The 15,917-nt window shown below is 70.6% G+C and carries 16 protein-coding genes and 1 pseudogene; 14 read left to right on the forward strand and 3 right to left on the reverse strand.

Translation table 11 applies throughout. From position 1 onward, the window contains the following. The first annotated feature begins 65 nt into the window (after window positions 1-65). Window positions 66-719 carry a VOC family protein gene (locus CU044_RS27485; protein WP_205124114.1) on the forward strand — a complete coding sequence of 218 codons (654 nt, stop codon included), beginning with the start codon at window positions 66-68 and terminating at the stop codon, window positions 717-719. 163 nt (window positions 720-882) lie between these two features. On the opposite strand, the gene CU044_RS27490 is transcribed toward CU044_RS27485, so the two are convergent. Next, window positions 883-1,266: a VOC family protein gene (locus CU044_RS27490; protein ID WP_129771448.1), complete on the reverse strand. Its 384-nt coding sequence runs from the start codon at window positions 1,264-1,266 to the stop codon at window positions 883-885. Window positions 1,267-1,402: 136 nt separating this feature from the next. Here CU044_RS27490 and CU044_RS27495 point away from each other — a divergent pair, with 136 nt between their 5' ends. From CU044_RS27495 to CU044_RS27530, 8 genes are all read left to right on the forward strand, one after another. Next, a complete protein-coding gene (locus CU044_RS27495) occupies window positions 1,403-2,617 on the forward strand; it encodes an FAD-dependent monooxygenase (protein ID WP_129771449.1) in 1,215 nt (404 codons plus the stop codon). Window positions 2,618-2,723: 106 nt separating this feature from the next. Next, the gene (locus CU044_RS27500) at window positions 2,724-3,086 is read left to right on the forward strand and encodes a RidA family protein (RefSeq protein WP_240045878.1); all 363 of its coding nucleotides are present in this window, start codon (window positions 2,724-2,726) and stop codon (window positions 3,084-3,086) included. Beyond that, on the forward strand, window positions 3,083-3,898 hold the full coding sequence (locus CU044_RS27505; protein WP_129771450.1) for an SDR family oxidoreductase: 816 nt from the start codon (window positions 3,083-3,085) through the stop codon (window positions 3,896-3,898). The genes CU044_RS27500 and CU044_RS27505 overlap by 4 nt, the downstream gene beginning before the upstream one ends. A 93-nt stretch (window positions 3,899-3,991) precedes the next feature. Beyond that, window positions 3,992-4,585, forward strand: a complete 594-nt coding sequence (locus CU044_RS27510; protein ID WP_129771451.1) for a TetR/AcrR family transcriptional regulator C-terminal domain-containing protein — start codon at window positions 3,992-3,994, stop codon at window positions 4,583-4,585. Window positions 4,586-4,654: 69 nt separating this feature from the next. Further along, window positions 4,655-5,359 carry a DUF6333 family protein gene (locus CU044_RS27515; protein ID WP_129771452.1) on the forward strand — a complete coding sequence of 235 codons (705 nt, stop codon included), beginning with the start codon at window positions 4,655-4,657 and terminating at the stop codon, window positions 5,357-5,359. Window positions 5,360-5,515: 156 nt separating this feature from the next. After that, window positions 5,516-8,431, forward strand: a complete 2,916-nt coding sequence (locus CU044_RS27520; RefSeq protein WP_129771453.1) for a CHAT domain-containing protein — start codon at window positions 5,516-5,518, stop codon at window positions 8,429-8,431. Between the two features lie 91 nt (window positions 8,432-8,522). Next, a complete protein-coding gene (locus tag CU044_RS27525; RefSeq protein WP_129771454.1) occupies window positions 8,523-8,981 on the forward strand; it encodes a hypothetical protein in 459 nt (152 codons plus the stop codon). Beyond that, window positions 8,981-9,847: a hypothetical protein gene (locus CU044_RS27530; RefSeq protein WP_129771455.1), complete on the forward strand. Its 867-nt coding sequence runs from the start codon at window positions 8,981-8,983 to the stop codon at window positions 9,845-9,847. Before CU044_RS27525 ends, CU044_RS27530 begins: the two co-directional genes overlap by 1 nt. A 167-nt stretch (window positions 9,848-10,014) precedes the next feature. On the opposite strand, the gene CU044_RS27535 is transcribed toward CU044_RS27530, so the two are convergent. Continuing rightward, window positions 10,015-11,241: an MFS transporter gene (locus CU044_RS27535; protein WP_129771456.1), complete on the reverse strand. Its 1,227-nt coding sequence runs from the start codon at window positions 11,239-11,241 to the stop codon at window positions 10,015-10,017. Window positions 11,242-11,267: 26 nt separating this feature from the next. On the opposite strand from CU044_RS27535, the gene CU044_RS27540 reads away from it, so the two are divergent. From CU044_RS27540 to CU044_RS27560, 5 genes are all read left to right on the forward strand, one after another. After that, window positions 11,268-11,792 (forward strand): CGNR zinc finger domain-containing protein, encoded by a 525-nt coding sequence (locus CU044_RS27540; protein ID WP_129771457.1) that lies wholly within the window; start codon window positions 11,268-11,270, stop codon window positions 11,790-11,792. Window positions 11,793-12,018: 226 nt separating this feature from the next. Beyond that, entirely contained in the window at window positions 12,019-12,426 is a 408-nt protein-coding gene (locus CU044_RS27545) for a nuclear transport factor 2 family protein (RefSeq protein ID WP_129771458.1), read from the forward strand. 79 nt (window positions 12,427-12,505) lie between these two features. After that, window positions 12,506-13,249: an SDR family oxidoreductase gene (locus CU044_RS27550; RefSeq protein ID WP_193564087.1), complete on the forward strand. Its 744-nt coding sequence runs from the start codon at window positions 12,506-12,508 to the stop codon at window positions 13,247-13,249. Window positions 13,250-13,482: 233 nt separating this feature from the next. Next, complete coding sequence (locus CU044_RS27555; RefSeq protein ID WP_205124115.1) at window positions 13,483-14,994, forward strand: GMC family oxidoreductase N-terminal domain-containing protein; 1,512 nt, start codon at window positions 13,483-13,485, stop codon at window positions 14,992-14,994. Between the two features lie 175 nt (window positions 14,995-15,169). Next, entirely contained in the window at window positions 15,170-15,676 is a 507-nt protein-coding gene (locus tag CU044_RS27560) for a DUF6624 domain-containing protein (RefSeq protein ID WP_129771460.1), read from the forward strand. Between the two features lie 56 nt (window positions 15,677-15,732). Here the strand turns inward: CU044_RS27560 and CU044_RS39240 are convergent. Further along, window positions 15,733-15,917, reverse strand: a pseudogene (locus CU044_RS39240) (hypothetical protein); the annotation flags it as partial.

Below are 15,917 nucleotides of genomic sequence, written 5' to 3' on the forward strand. Positions count from 1 at the left end.
CGTTAGGCTCGAGCGAAGAGTTCACCCGAGCTGGAGGTGCCGGAGCTGTGTTTCACCTGGATCACATGGCACTCGGGGTGCCGGATTTCGACGGCGGCGTGCGCAGGGTGGCCGAGCGGACCGGGTTGGGCGGCTATGAGGGCGGGGTGTTCCCCGGCGGTCTGCGCAACTGGATCTTTCCGCTGGGCGGGGACACCTATATGGAGGTGGAGAGCGCTACCGGGGCAACCGGCGGCCCGGCGTCGTGGTTCCGGCGTGCCACCGGCGACGGGACGGAGCGCTGGATGTTCTGGTGCCTGCGCGCGGACACCCGTGAGGAACTGGAGCAGGTCGCTTCGCGGTTGGGCAGCCAGGTCCAGGTGATCCCGGGGCGCAGGGAACCCGACGGCACCCAACGCGTGGTCACCAGCACGCCGGCCGGAGAGGTGGCGTTACGGGCCCGGCAGCAGGGCCTGCCGAACTGGTACTACCGGGATGATCCGGCCAAGAACCCCGCCCGCCGCGAGGTGACCGGCGACCGTACCGCGGCCGGGGTTGCCTGGCTGGAGGTGGCCGGTGAACGGGATCGGTTCCGCGAGCACATCGGGGCGGAGACCTTCGACCGGCTGCCGCTGCGTTTCGTGCCCGGCGAACCCGGGCTGCACGCGGTCGCGGTACACACCACCGACGGTGAGGAGATCGTGATCCGACGCGCCCCCGCCGGACAAGACACCTTCTGAGGCCGCGCGCCGAGGCTCGCCCACCTGGCGGGGGGGTATGGGGCGGGGCGGACGATCCAGGGGTACGAAGCGGGTCCGCGTGGGCGGACCCGCGGCGTCGCGGCCATCGGCGAGTGGCCGTGACCGGCAGTCATGTGACACCGGCCAGGATGGCGCGTGAGCGTCAGGAGTTCTTCGCGGCTCGGTCGGACTCGCTGCGGAGAACGCAGAACTCGTTGCCTTCCGGGTCGCCAAGGACCGCCCAGCCGGTGCCATCGGGCTTCCGGAGATCGTTGACCATGGTGGCACCGAGGCCCAGCAGCCGTTCCACCTCCTGATCGCGCGAGGTCTCAGGGCGCAGACACAGATGGATCCGATTCTTGATCGTCTTGGGCTCGGGCACCTGGTTGAAGTGCAGCACCGGACCTCCTGCCAGCAGCACCTGGGTCTCCCGTTCGCCCGGTTCGTTCTCCGGGTGCGGCGGACGGTCGGTCACCCTGCTCCAGAACCGGGCCAGCTCGTAGGCATCCGCACAGTCGATCGCCACGTTCTGCAATATCGAAACCATGTGCGCGAGCCTCCCGCACTTCCACCCCGGCCGCCACCGAGTTGTGCTCCGGTCTCCGCGCCGTTGACTTTTGGTCGCTGACCAATTTCACTGGGATGCGGGACTTGGTCAACGACCAAAATGGAGGTGAGGAAAGATGACCGGAGTCAAAGCGCTGATCTCCGGCGCCGGTATCGCGGGCCCGGCGCTCGCGTACTGGCTGGCGCGGTACGGGGCACAGGTCACGGTCGTCGAGTCGGCGTCGGCGCGCCGCACCGGCGGGCAGCTGATCGACATCCGCGGCTGCGGGCGCGACGTGATCGCGCGGGCGGGCCTGGCCGAGGTGGTCCGCGCCGCGCGGACGGGCGCGGACGGGCTGTCGTTCGTGGACGCGCGAGGGCGGCGGCGGGCATCGGTGCGGGCGGACGGTTTCGGCGGGGACGGGCCGGTGGCCGACACCGAGATCCTGCGGGGTGCGCTGGTGGAGATCCTCCACGAGGCGACCGGCGGCTCGGTCGAGTACGTCTTCGGTGACCGCATCGACGCACTCGACGACCGGCGCGACGGCGTGCACGTCACCTTCGGGAAGTCCGCACCGCGCCGCTTCGACGTCGTGGTCGGGGCCGACGGACTGCATTCGGGCGTGCGCGGCCTGGCGTTCGGCCCGGACGGCGCGCGGCTGCGTCACCTCGGCTACTACGTGTCGTTCTGGACCGCGCGGAACACGCTGGGGCTGGGCGACTGGACGGAGGTGTACTCCGAACCGGGCCGCACCGTCGGCGCCCGCGCCGTGAGAGGCAACACCCGGCTGATGACGATCCTCGCCTTCCGGTCCGCCCCGTTCCGCTACGACCCTCGCGACACCGCCGCGCTGAAGACCGTCGTGCGCTCCCGCGCCGCCGGAATGCGCTGGCGCACCGACGAGCTGATCGACCAGTTGGAGGACACCCCGGACTTCTACTTCGACGCGTGCAGCCAAGTGACCCTGCCGCACTGGTCGTCGGGCCGGATCGGGCTGGTGGGCGACGCCGCGTTCTGCGCCTCGCCGATGTCCGGGCACGGCACGACCATCGCGCTCGTCGGGGCCTATGTGCTCGCCGGTGAGCTGGCCAGGGCGGAGGGGAACGTCGTCGCCGGGCTGCGGGCGTACGAGGAGCGGCTGCGGCCGTGGATCACCCGCGTCCAGCGGTTCGGGCAGGGCAACGGCAAGACGATGACTCCGCGGACCTCGGCCGGCATCGCGTTCCGGCGCGGCGTGGTGGCGCTTCAGGAGCGGCTGCCGCTCGGCGATCTGCTGCTGCGCGACCAGATCCGGCTGTCGAACGGCTTCGCGCTGCCCGACTACACCCCCTACGAGAGGACACGGCCGTGATCGAGCATCTCGACCCGCCCGAACTGGCCCCTCCGGTCGGCGGCCTCTACACCATCTCTCGATCGTCCGCTCGGGATCCGTCGTCGCGATCGCGGGACAGATCGCCCTGGACGCCGAAGGCCGGCTCGTCGGCGAAGGCGATCACGCGGCCCAGGCCGAGCAGGCGTTCCGCAATGTCGCCGCCGCACTGGCCGCGGTCGGCTGCGGCCCACGTGACCTGTTGAAGAACACCATCCACGTCGTGGGGCACCGCCCCGAACTGGTCGAGCCGATCTTCGCGGCAGGCCGGCGCGCCTTCGGCGGCGACTGGCCCCGCACGGCGAGCACGCTCATCGGCGTCCAGGCACTCGGCCGGCCCGAATGGCTCATCGAGGTCGACGGCCTGGCCGTCATCCCCGCGCACTCCCCGCTCACCCGGCGCAGCCGGGGAGCATCAACCGGCACCGAGGAACACAGGAGCACGACATGACCGCGAAGACATGGTTCATCACCGGCGCGTCCACGGGGTTCGGCAGGCAGTGGACCGAGGCCGCGCTGGAACGGGGCGATCGGGTCGCCGCGACGAGCCGGACCCCCGACGCGTTCGACGACCTGACCAAGACCCATGGCGACAACCTGCTGCCGATCCAGCTGGACGTCACCGACCGCGCGGCCGTCGATACCGCGGTACGTCAGGCCGCCGACCGCTTCGGCCGCCTCGACGTCGTGGTCAACAATGCCGGCTACGGCCTGTTCGGCATGGTCGAGGAGATCAGCGAGGAACAGGCACGGGCGCAGATCGAGGTGAATCTGCTCGGCCCGCTGTGGGTCACGCAGGCCGCGCTGCCGCACCTGCGTGCCCAGGGCGGCGGGCACATCATCCAGGTCTCCTCGATCGCGGGCGTCTTCTCGCTGCCGGGCCTCGGCGTCTACCACGCCTCGAAGTTCGGCCTGGAGGGCTTCACCGCGAGCCTCGCCAAGGAGGTCGCGGACTTCGGCATCAAGGTCACCCTGGTCGAGCCCGCCGGATACGCCACCGACTGGGCGGGACCGTCCGCCGTCCACGCCGAACGCCTGGCGGCCTACGACGGCTTCCGTGCCGGCATGCGGCGGCCGGCCGGGGTGCGCGGCGAGCCGACCGCCACCCGCGCGGCGATCCTCGCGGTCGTCGACGCCGACGAGCCGCCCCTGCGGATCTTCTTCGGCAAGGGGCCGCTCGATGTGATCCGGATGGAATACGCGTCCCGCATCGAGGAGTGGGAGCGTTGGGACGCCGTGTCCCAGGCGGCGTTCGGCGCCTGAACCGGGTGGTGATCGGGGCCCTGAACAGCCCACTTGTACCATGACCGAGAAATCGCCGGTGGGTGACGGAGAACGGACGGAACGGGACACGAGATGCGCTGGACGCTGGACGACGTGATCGAGGCGGCGTTCACCACGCTGGAGGCGGAAGGTCTCGAGAAACTGACGCTGCGTGGGGTCGCCCGGACCCTCGGCTCCCACCTCAACTCGGTGAGCTCGTACGTGAAGACGAAGCAGACGCTCATCGATACGATGGCCGACCACATCGTCGGCTCCGTCGACGTCACCCACCTGCCGGACGAACCGGTCGAACGGGTCCGCACGGTCGCCACCCGCTACCGGGACGCCCTGCTCGCACACCGCGACGGAGGCCGCCTGGTCGCGGGCACCTTCACCGGCACAGGCAAGACCCTGCGGGTCGCCGAAACCATCGTCGGCGCCCTGCTGGACGCCGGGTACCACGAGGCGGACGCGGCCCGCCTGTGCTGGTCGATCGTCTACTTCACGCTGGGCCTGACCCAGGAGCAGCAGACCCCGTCCGGCAATCCCCGCGGCTCGTTCCACGAACTCGTGGCCACCGGCAGCTACCCCGCCCTCGCCCGGATCGGCGAGCACCTCATGGCCTCGGACTCCTTCGACGACCGTTTCCGCTACGGACTTTCGCGGCTGCTGCCTCCAGGAGCCTGAACGCGCGAGCATCAAGCGTGACGGCGGATCGACGCGCCGCCCGTTGCCAAACGACCCTAGGCTCCCGCCATGAGCACGAACCCGCGGATCGCCTGGCGGCAGTCCACCCTCCAGATCACCCGCGTCCACCCGCCCTGCCCCGCCCCCTACGACCAGCACACCATCCGCCACGCGCCGGCCCATGACCCGGTCCGCGCCCGCGCCGTCGTCACCGAACTCCCCACCGTCTGCACCATCGTGGAGGAACTCGAACCCATGCTCCGCCACGACATGGACCACCCCCGGCACATGGCCGACCTCGACTACGTCGCCGTCGGATGCTGGGGCACCATCGTCCAGATCAGCGACCCGGCCTTCGGCGAGGACGGCATCCTCTCCACCCATCTCGACGCCGCGTTCGATGCCCAGGCCGAAGCTCACCCAGAAGCCCGGATCACCGCCGTGTGCGAGATGTACTCGGCTGAGAACTACGCCAAGTACCTCGCCCGTATCCCCGGACAGCCTCGCCTCTCCGCTGACGGCTGGGACGACCAGGACGTCACCGGGAACCCCGCGCGACTCCTGCGGGCTGTCGGCGTCAACTCCACCGATTCCGGAGCCGAGTACCCCAGCACCGACGAGGGGGAGCCCTACATCGGCGTCGAGTATCTCGACCTCCTCGCGTGTGGCCTGCATTCCCTCTACGGCGAAGAGAACCTCATGGTGTCCGTCTTCAAGGTCACCCGCACCGAGGACGTCCAAGACGCCATCGACGACGTCTGGCTCCGGAACTGAGGCCGGCGGACGGCCCGTCCCGAGCGGTGACGAAAAGAGACGCGCGCCCCTCACACAGATCCTTGCGTGCGTCAGGCCTCCGTCACCCCGCCGCTTCTTCCGCCTCCGGGTCCCAAAGGGCCCGCGCGGTATCGCTTCGGTCGTATCCTCTGTGCGATGGGACGGGGGATACGGCGCTTCGCCGTGTGGGGGCCTGTGACGGCGGTCGCGCTGGCGGGCGGTGGTGTGTGGGGACACTGGCTGGTGGGCCACCGGAGCTTCCGGTCCGGCCCGCATGATCAGCCTGTCTACGACGCGGAGCACAACGCGGTCTACCGTCCCGATCTCGGCGCCTGGTTCGATCTCGACACGGCCACCTTGCACTCGTACATGCCCGACTCACCGCTGTCGGCCTACTCGCTGCCGTTCGTCGGCGCGGTCTCCTGCGCGTTCTTCGTTCTGTCGACGCTCTGGGCCATCACGCATCGGCGGATGCTGGGGCAGGTCTGGCTCGGCTACGTCCGGCGGCCGACCACGATGCTGCCCCGCTACCTCCTGCTCAGCGGTATCTGGATTTCCGGCCTGGCGGTTGTGGCGGTCATGCGGTGGGACCAGCTGAAGGCGATTCTGACGGGGGACACGCCGACCACGGTGTTCTTCGGGGCGGTCGTTGCCCAGCTGTTGCTCCCGTTCTTCCTGGTCTACCTTCCGTGGCAGGGGGACAGGCTGTTGGGGCTGGTCGGAATCTATTTCCCCGACGGGCCCGTCCGCTCCCGCCGCGGCCGTGGCGCCGCCACCAAGCAGGACGCGCTGCGCGGGAAGGCCGACCGGGCCGAGCGGTTCCGCCTCTCCACGTCCCGTGATTTCTCCGCCCTGGCCTGGTCGCTGAAGGCCGATGCGCTGATCGGCCTGATGGCTGAGCGCGGCAACGACACGGACATCCTGGAGGAGGTGCTGCGGGACGGTCCGGCGGCGCTGGGCGCTCCGCGCCACTTCGCCGAATGGTTCTTCGCCGTGATGGACCGGCCGGGGCTCAAGAACGTGGTGGCGCGGGCGTTCATGCTCCGCTACGAGTGGACCGGAACGGTGGTCAGCCTCGAACGGGCCATCGACGTCCTCACGCCCATGGCGGCCTGGCCCCGTCCCTGGTTCTGGCTCACCAGCGCCCGGTGGCGGGACATCAGCCTGAATCTGGCCCGTGCGCTGACGTACCGCTACGAGCTGCGCGGGGACACCGCGGACCTGGAAGAGGCGCTGGCTCTCGTACACAGAGTGGGCCGCCGCTTTCCGTCCAGGGTGCCCGATCGCCTCCTGGAGCTCCAGTTCCTGCGCTACCTGGAGACGAAGGACCCGGCGGCGCTGACCGCCGCCGTCGAGGCGGGCCTGCGCGCCGCCCCCGACCCGCGGCTGGTCCGGGCGCTGGTGGAGAGGTTCCGGCTCGGCGGCGACCGGGACGACCTCGTCCGGGCGCGAGCGCTGGCCGAGCGGCTCGTGGCGGAGAACGGTCCCGGCGCCCCCGCGCACGCCGTCTGCCTGACCGCCCACGCCCAGGTCCTCGCCGCGTCGGGCGAGACGGACGCGGCGGCGGAACGGCTGCGAGCGGCGGCCTCCGGGTCGTCCTCTCCCTTGCGGGTGCGGCTGGCCGCGGCCACTGACCTCGGTGACCTCGGTGCCGGGGGTCCGTTGTCCGCCGAGGGCTACGGGCTCGCCGTCGAACTCCTGCCTCAGCTGGCCTGGATCGGACTGCGCCGTGACGACCAGCGGTGGCTGCTCAGGCGCTGGCAGGGGGTGCCCACGTCCGCCGCCGCCGCGGCGATCGCCGCGGGTCAGGTGAAGACGGCGATCGAGATCCTCGACCACGGGCGCGCCGTGATGTGGGGTCAGCTCGCCCGCCTCCGGGACGGCGCCGAGATCGCGCGCGCCGCCGATCCCGTGTCGGCACGCCGCCTCGACGAGATCCGCGCCGAACTCGACATGCCCGAGACGGCCGAGTGGCGGTTCGACGAGGCAGGCGCCGACGTGGAGCGCCGCGTCCGGCTGGGGAAGGAGTGGGACGAGCTGTCGGCGCGTCTTGCCCTGACCCGGCGGCACACCTACGAGGAGCTTTCCCGGGCGTCCGTCGACGGGCCCGTGGTGGTCGTCAACACGAGTCCGCTGCGGTGCGACGCGGTGGTCCTGCTCCCGGACGACGAGCCGGTCCTGGTGCCGCTCGACGGACTGGAGCACGCCGAACTCGTCGCCTGGGCACGGCAGTCGGCGGACCCCGACGGCCGGCATCAGGCGATGCTCAATGTCATCGCCCCGCGGCTGTGGGACGACCTCGCCGTTCCCGTGCTGCGCGCCGTGGCGCCGCACCTCGGCGAGACGCGACGGATCTGGTGGTGTCCGACCGGGCCGCTCGCCGCCCTGCCCCTCCACGCGGCGGGGCACCACTCCCGGCCCGGCGGCCCCGCCCTGCTGGACGAGGTGGTCTCCTCCTACACCCCCACCGTCAGCGCCCTGCTGCGGTCGGCCGCACGGGTGGTGACTCCGCGCGGGGGCCTCGCCGTCGCGGCGCGCCGGACCCCCGGAAGGTCGGATCTGCCCGCCGTCGACGAGGAGACCGAGGAGTTCCTCCGGTGCTTCCCCGGCGCGGCGGCGCTGCGCGCGGCGCGCGTCGACGACGTTCTCGCACGGCTGCGCGACGCCCACTGGGTGCATGTCGCCTGCCACGCCGACGCCACCGGACTCGCCGTCACCGACGGCGTCGTCTCCCTGGAACAACTCGCCGATCTGCGCCTGGCCGGCGCCGAGTTCTGCTACCTGTCGGCCTGCAGCACCGCCGCGCCCGACCCGCGTGCCTACGACGAAGCGGTCCACATGGCCGCTCTTCTCCATCTGCAGTCGTTCGTCCACGTGGTCGGCACCCTGTGGGAGATCGACAGCGACAGGGCCCTCCACGCGGCCCGGGAGGTGTACCGGACGCTGACCGAAGGGGGCGCCCCCGACGGCGCGCGGTCCGCCTGGGCCGTCCACGCCGCGGCGCGGTCCCTGCGCCGCCTGGCCCCGGACGACGTGGACGTCTGGTCGTCGCTGCTGCACATCGGACCGTAGAACCGCACATCGGACCGTAGAACCGCACATCGGACCGTAGAACCGCACATCGGATCGTAGAACCGCACATCGGACCCCAAGGAGTGGATCAGTGCCCTTCCCCCCATGGCGCCTGCCCTGGCGGCGTCAGCCGCGACGCGCGGCCCCCGGATCCGGTGACGCGCGAGCGGCCGCCGTCTCCGAGCCCGTCCCCGGGGCTGTCTCCCGGGCCGTCACCGACGAGCAAGCCGGCCTGGAGTGGCTGTGCGCCAACCTGCCCGAACTCAGGAGCAAGGCCGACAGATTCGGGTGGCGGACCGAGCTCGAACGGGAGCTGACCGAGGTCCGTGCGGGCAAGGCGGCCACCGAGGCGTTGCGCGAGCTGCGGCTCCGCCGTGACGGAACCCGTGGTTCCGGGCTTCCTGCCGACGGCACCTGGCAGGAACGGCCGTTCGTCGAAAGGTTCCTGTGCCCGCGCGGCCGCTGCCCCGCCCGGGGGCGGAACGCCGACGCCACCGAACCCCGCTGCCACCTCGAGAACGCCCCGATGGCGGCCGAGGACGGCGGCTGATGGACGGCATCCTCTCCGACCTCGCCAAACGCGTCGCCGATCGGTGGTTCGCGTTCCTCGTCCTGCCCGGCGTGCCCTTCACCGCGATCGTGATCGTCGCCTGGGCGATGGGCCCGGCCGGCGCGGGCGAGGCGCTCGATCTCGACTTCCTGGTACGGCGCCTGGACACGCTCGGCGCCACCGCCCGGACCGCCAAGGGCGCCGTCATCGGCTGCCTGCTGGTCGCCGGAGTCACTGTCGTGGCCCTGCTGGTGAGGGAACTGAGCCTGGTCGTGAACCGGCTCTGGCTTGGCAGGTCGGCCGTCCTGTGCCGGATCATGCGCCCCGGTGTGCGGCGCCGCCGCCGGCTCGCCCTTGACGAGGCCCGGCGCGGCGCTTACGCGATCCCCGAGCGCTATCTGCCCCACCGCGCCACCTGGATCGGCGACCGCTTCGCCCTCGTGGACGAACGAATCGCCGCCCAGTACGGCGTGTCCCTGTCCCGGGCGTGGCCGCGCCTCTGGCAGCTGCGCGACGACCGGATCACCAAGGTCGTCTCCGCCGCCTGGGACGACTACGCCGCCGCCACCGTGCGGGTCGCCTGGGCCGTGCCCTACCTGGCCGTCTCGTTCTTCTGGTGGCCGGCCTGCCCGGTGGCCCTCGCCCTGGCGCTCCTGGGCTGGGCCCAGGGACGCCGCGCCGCGGACGACTTCTGCCTCAGCTGTGAAGCGGCCGTCGACGTGCAGATCCGCCGCCTGGCGCACGTCGTGGGCGTGCCCCTGCCCCGCCGGCGCGTGACCGCGACCGAGGGCCGGCGGATCGACGGCATCCTCGCCAAGGGAGCCTTTCTGCCCCGGCCGGACGAGAACCCGCCGCCGGGCGGGTGACAACGCCGCAGGCCGGCGCGGCGAACCGGACCGCGGCGAGAGGCGCGCAGTCTTCCAGGCGGTGATCGCCGGCTCGATCAGTGCTCGGCGTCCGTCGGACACGTCTCCTGGACACGTCTCCCGGACACGTCCTCCGGACAAGTCCCTCGGATCCGGCTTGCGTTCACTTATGCCGCCGTGACCGCCAGGGCGACGACGGTCAGCAGAGACAGCAGCGCCCAGGCCGGCGTGAAGCTGCCGGTGAGGTCGACCAGCAGGCCGAGCACGGGCGGCACCGTGACGATGGCGATCTGGTTGACGGACATGGCCAGACCCAGAGCGAAGCCGGTCTTGCCCGGTGGGGAGGCTTCGGTGACATAGGCGACCCATGGGCCGTACCAGCCGAAGCCGAAGAAGCCGAGCCAGACGAAGACGCAGGAAGCGACGGCCGGTGCCCGCCCGGCCGGCGTCATCAGTACGGACAGCCCGGCGATCACGGCGACCATGCAGACGAGCACGATGACATAGCGGCCGGACCCGGTCCGGTCGCTCCAGGCGGCCAGGCAGATCCGGCCCGCAACGCCCGCACCCTGGGATGCCACCAGGACCAGGGCCGCCTGCCCGGCGCCGACCGATGACGCCTGGTGGAGGTGGAGCACCGTCAGGATGCCCACGCCGCACTGCACCGAGATCAGGCTGGTTCCCGACAGCATGATCTTCACCGTGGACGGTTCACGGAGCATGCGAAGCCGGGCCCGGAGCTGTGCCGCGAGCGGGTCCGACGATTCCCTGTCCTTGGGGGCTGTCAGTGCGGGCGGCCGACGGTAGCAGCCCATGAAGACCCCGGCTCCGAGCAGCGCGACGAAGCCACCGGTCAGCAAGGTCGCCCGCCAGCCGAACTTCTCGGCGACGAGAGGGAGTACGGCCGAGGCGAGCGCCGCCCCCAGCGGCAGCCCGGCCTGCCGGATGCCCATCGCGAAGCCCCGCTGTGACGTGTCGAACCAGGAGGCCACCGATTTGCTCCCACCCGGCTGGACGGTGCTGTATCCCGCGCCGACCACCAGCAGCGCGACCAGCAGGGCCGCGTATCCCGGCGCCAGGCTCCCCACGCCCAGCGCCACCGCGACCACGCCCGCCCCGATCCCGACCACCCAGCGCTCGCTGTAGCGGTCCAGCAGTTCGCCGGCCACCAGCAGCCCGGCCAGCGGTACGAGCTGGGCCGCCGAGACCAGCAGACCCAGTTGCGCCGTGCTCAGGTCCAGGGCGCGCTGAAGGTGGACGCCGAGCGCTCCGAGCCCGCCCACGAAGAAGCCGGATGTGGCCTGGGTGAAGGTGGCGATGCCCAGCACGGTCCAGCGATAGCGCCACGGGTCGCGGGCCTGGGATCCGGCGTGTCCGACGGTTTGTTGTGCCATGCCGACCACACTGCTGTAATGGTCTTATGAAGCTCAACCCTTACGGCGAGGATGCGGTGAATCTGGCCGTGGACCTCGCCAACCGTCGGCCCGAGAACGCGGATGAGCTGGCGGACCGCTGCCGCGCCGCCGGGCTCGTGCTGGAGCGCCCGGTGACGGCGGACGACCTCGACCGCGCCCAGGCGGCACTGAACGCCTGGGAGGAGATCGTCGACGCCGTGGGGGAGGAGGAGCGCGCCGATCTGTTGAACCGGATGCTGGCGGAGGCCGCCGCCTATCCGCGGCTGGCCTCCCACTCCGGCACCGGCTGGCATCTGCACTACCGGGACGCGGAACAGCCCCTCGGATCCGTCCTGTTCACGCTGTTCGCGGTCGGAACCGCACTGCATCTGGCGGGCCGGGGCATGCACCGGCTGCGGCGCTGCGAGGTGATCGAGTGCGACACGGCCTTCGCCGACACCTCGCGCACAGGGCGGCAACGCTATTGCTCGCAGCGCTGCGCCAACCGCGACGCCGTCCGCAGGCACCGGGCGCGGGCCGCGCTCACCTGACCGGGTGGCGGCCCCGTGCCGGATCCATCGGTCAACATCGTTCTCCGACGCCGATTTTCGGCGCGCTGACGGTGATGGTCATTGGTGTCGATAATTTGACGCCAATGAGGAAGTGTGTGAGGGTCGCTTTCATCGGTGCCCTTGTCCGCGTGGTGTTGCCGCCGTCCCTCGGAGTGAGGTGAGCGCGAGCGCACGCAGGTGACAGGCCGGTTTGGAGGGACTGCTCATGTCAGGCAACGCGGACCTGCTCCGCTTGGCGTCGGACCTCGAAGCGAGGCGGGCCACCCTGCTGGTCTCCGGCGACGCGGACGCGTTGGCCGGTCTCCTCTCCGAGGAGCTCTACTACGCCCACTCGACCGGTCGGCTGGACGACAAGAAGTCGTTCGTCGAGAAATTCCGCAACGGCACGTTCGTCTTCCGGTCCGTCGACACCCGAGTGGAATCGGCCCGGGAACTGGGGGAGTACGCGTTCCAGGCCAGTGGGGTGCTCACGTTGCGGGTCCTGGTCGACGGCGTACCACGGCGGATCGTGGCCGGCTGCCTCGTGGTCTGGCGACAGGAGGCGGGGGTCTGGCGACTGATCGGACATCAGGCGACCACCGCGCAGACGGAACCGGAGCGGGCGACGGCCTGATCGCCTTCGGACCGACGAGTCGGGGTCGGACGTGCCGTCGGGTGAGCGTCCGACGGCTGTGGGAAGGAATCGAGGAATCATGAAGAGGCTTGAAGGCAAAGTGGCCCTCATCAGTGGGGGCGCACGCGGGATGGGCGCGGCCCACGCGCGTGCGATCGTCGCCGAGGGCGGCAAAGTGGTCGTCGGGGACCTGCTTGACGCGGAGGGCCAGGCCCTGGTCAAGGAGATCGGCACGGACGACGCCGTGTACGTACACCTGGACGTCACGAGCCACTCCTCCTGGGAAGCCGCTGTCCAGGCGGCGGAGGACACGTTCGGATCTCTCGGCGTCCTGGTGAACAACGCAGGGATCATGAACTTCGGGAGCCTGGAGGCGTACAGCCTCAAGAGCTGGGAGGAGATCATGTCGGTCAACGTGACGGGGCAGTTCCTCGGCGCCAAGGCGGCCCGCGCGAGCCTGATCGCCTCCGCCCCCGCTTCCATCGTCAACGTGTCGTCGGTGGCGGGATTCCGGGGTTTCGCGGGGCTCCACGGATACAACGCGTCGAAGTTCGCGCTGCGTGGTCTGACCAAGTCCCTTGCCCTGGAACTCGCCGAGTTCCGTATCCGGGTCAACTCGGTGCACCCTGGCGCCGTCGCCACGGCGATGACCGAGGGGCTCGACGTGGCCCAGTTGAACCCCATGAAGAGGGTCGCCGATCCGGCGGAGATCGCGGGGCTCATCGTCTACCTGGCCAGTGACGAGTCGAGCTTCGCCACGGGCTCCGAATTCATCGTCGACGGAGGGGAGTTGGCCGGCGGCGGAACAATCGCAGCAGCCTGAGGCGCTGCGCTGCGCTGGGGCAGCGCGGCGCGGGGTGCGGTGCGACGACGGCGGGAGAGGGCCAGATCCTGGTACCTCTCCCGCCGTCGTCACACCGGTCTCGCGCACCTCCCCCTCCATGATATTCGACATGGAGGTTGAAAATTCGACACGAACGACGTACGGTGATGTGTGAAAGGTGGAACATGAGCCGTGCGTTTCCGGCGCGGCCCGGCCAAGGGAGCGTGTGTGCGGTGACTGGGCAGAACTTCGACGTGATCGTGGTGGGAGGCGGGTCCGCGGGAGCGGTCCTCGCGAATCGCCTGACCGAGGACACGTCCCGAAAGGTGCTCCTGCTGGAAGCGGGTAGGGCGTACGCCCCCGACGAGTACCCCGACGTGATCCGGAACAGCGGCCGGGTGGGTGGCGACGCGGACCACGACTGGGGTTACTCCGCCGCCACGGGCCAGGGTGACCATGAGATCCCGGCTCCGCGGGGCAAGGTGCTCGGCGGCAGCTCCGGTGTCAACGCGGGTGTCGCGCTTCGCGCGCGTTCCGCCGACTTCGCCGCCTGGCGCGCCCACGGTCTCTCGGGCTGGACCGACCCCGAGGTGCTGGAGGCTTACAAGCGGCTGGAGACCACCTCGGCGGGTGAGGACGGTCTTCGCGGTCGCTCGGGACCGTTGCCCGTCCACCAGCTGGGATATGAGGAGCTGACCCCGTCGCTGCAGGCGTTCATCGACGCCGCCGCCGACGAAGGGTTCAAGCGCCTGAAGGACGTCAACGGAGTCGACCAGGACGGAGTCACGGCCTACCAGCTCAACGTACTGGCCGGAGTACGCCGTAACACGGGCATGACCTATCTGTCCGACGAGGTTCGGCAGCGCCCCCACCTGACCATCCACGGGGGCACGGAGATCGACCGGGTGATCATCGAGGACGGTGAGGCTCGGGGCGTTGTGACCACCGACGGCACGGTCTTCACCGCCGGCGAGGTGATCCTCTCCGCCGGCGCCTACGGCAGCCCTGCCATCCTGATGCGCTCGGGCGTCGGCCCGGCCGACCACCTGCGGGCCCTGGACATCCCCGTCGTGGCCGACCTGCCGGTGGGTCTGCGTCTGCGGAACCAGCCCTTCTACTTCAACGTGTACTCCCTGCGACCGGGCAAGCTCGGCATGACGCCGCCGGGAGGTGCGCTGGTCTGGACGGGAACCAGCGAGGCCGGCGAGGGCGAACTCGACATCCACATCTCGGCGACTCACCTGATCGATCCGGCATTCAGTCCGACCGGCGGCGCCATCGTGCTCGCGGTGTCGATCGTGCGGCCGGACTCGATCGGAACCTTCCGGCTCCGGAGCCGTGACCCCAAGGACGCCCCGGTCATCGACTACAACTTCCTCGCCGAGCCTCGTGACGTGCGGCGCATGGTGGAAGCGGTCAAGCTGAGCCGGCGCATCGGGGCCAACGCGGTGTTCGCGAAGGTGGCCCAGGACGAGCTGCTGCCCGGGGACGCCGTCCAGGACGACGCGGCGCTCGAAGGCGTCATCCTCGACAACCTGGGCTCCTACGAGCACCCCACCTCGACAGTGCCCATGGGCGGCGACAGCGACGAATGGGCCGTGGTGGACAGCGTGGGCGCGGTGCGCGGGGTGGGCAACCTCCGCGTGGTGGACGCCTCGATCTTCCCTGAGGTGCCGTCGACCGCCACCAATCTGACGGTCATCATGGCCGCCGAGTACGTCTTCCAGCGGGTGTACGGCACGTGAGTTCCCGGACCACGCGCCGACCGCGGTGATCCGGCTCCGGCTCAAGGGGTAGATCCATTATCCCCATGCGCGGAGGTGCCTGTCACCGTTCTCCGGAATGATCTTTGTGCCCCGTATGCGCCTTTAGGGTTGCAGGAGACAAGAGCAACGCACCGACGACGAACGGGAGTTGAGGGTGGCGCACGACATTGCCGCGCTGGCCGTGGAACTTACGGACATGGCCGCGGCCGATCACCAGTCCTCGGCCGGCGCGAACAGCGATGATCCGGCTGAACAGTTGGTGTGGCGCCGGCTGACCGCGCGGCATGGTGACAGACTCGGCGAGATCATGGACGAGTACGGCTGGCCGACGGCGGAAATGGTCGGCGAGGAGTCCGCGCGCGCGGCGTGGCTGATCGCCCAGCACGCCGACCGGCAACTCGACATCCAGCGGCGCGCGCTCCAGCTGATGCGGCAGGCGGTGTCGGCGGGCTCGGCCGGCCCGCGCGAGCTGGCCTTCCTGCGTGACCGCACGCTGGTCAACGAGGGCCGCAAGCAGATCTACGGTACGCAAATCGCCGGCGTGAAGGACGGGGCACCCGTTCCCTGGCCCTGTGAGGAGCCCGAGCGCATGAACGAACTCCGTGCGGAAGTGGGCATCGAGCCGTTCGACGAGTACGTTGCCAAGTTCGCGATGGCCTGACGCCCCGTTCTCGTCCGTACCCGGCGGATCCCGCCGCGCGTGGGCTCCGGGGCCGGTCACGTGCGCAGTTGTTGCCACCACCAGGCGATCGAGGGGCAGGGCAGCGGTTCGGTGCTGGGGTCGCTGGGGCGGTCGGTGAGTGTCAGGGGGATGGGGGCGGGGTTCGGCGGGGGGAGCTGGGTACGCGGGGTCACAGCGGTGTAGCGGGGGGAGTGCGAGCCCCAGTCGAGGTTGGAGCGGA

The organism is Streptomyces sp. L-9-10 (assembly GCF_004151105.1).
Taxonomy (GTDB): domain Bacteria; phylum Actinomycetota; class Actinomycetes; order Streptomycetales; family Streptomycetaceae; genus Streptomyces.

Coding starts and splice junctions, on each gene's coding strand:
- CU044_RS27535 (WP_129771456.1), bottom strand. CDS start 11,241: ATGGCACAACAAACCGTCGGACACGCCGGATCCCAGGCCCGCGACCCG.
- CU044_RS27510 (WP_129771451.1), top strand. CDS start 3,992: ATGCGCTGGACGCTGGACGACGTGATCGAGGCGGCGTTCACCACGCTG.
- CU044_RS27550 (WP_193564087.1), top strand. CDS start 12,506: ATGAAGAGGCTTGAAGGCAAAGTGGCCCTCATCAGTGGGGGCGCACGC.
- CU044_RS27515 (WP_129771452.1), top strand. CDS start 4,655: ATGAGCACGAACCCGCGGATCGCCTGGCGGCAGTCCACCCTCCAGATC.
- CU044_RS27540 (WP_129771457.1), top strand. CDS start 11,268: ATGAAGCTCAACCCTTACGGCGAGGATGCGGTGAATCTGGCCGTGGAC.
- CU044_RS27520 (WP_129771453.1), top strand. CDS start 5,516: ATGGGACGGGGGATACGGCGCTTCGCCGTGTGGGGGCCTGTGACGGCG.
- CU044_RS27505 (WP_129771450.1), top strand. CDS start 3,083: ATGACCGCGAAGACATGGTTCATCACCGGCGCGTCCACGGGGTTCGGC.
- CU044_RS27490 (WP_129771448.1), bottom strand. CDS start 1,266: ATGGTTTCGATATTGCAGAACGTGGCGATCGACTGTGCGGATGCCTAC.
- CU044_RS27485 (WP_205124114.1), top strand. CDS start 66: ATGGCACTCGGGGTGCCGGATTTCGACGGCGGCGTGCGCAGGGTGGCC.
- CU044_RS27545 (WP_129771458.1), top strand. CDS start 12,019: ATGTCAGGCAACGCGGACCTGCTCCGCTTGGCGTCGGACCTCGAAGCG.
- CU044_RS27495 (WP_129771449.1), top strand. CDS start 1,403: ATGACCGGAGTCAAAGCGCTGATCTCCGGCGCCGGTATCGCGGGCCCG.
- CU044_RS27530 (WP_129771455.1), top strand. CDS start 8,981: ATGGACGGCATCCTCTCCGACCTCGCCAAACGCGTCGCCGATCGGTGG.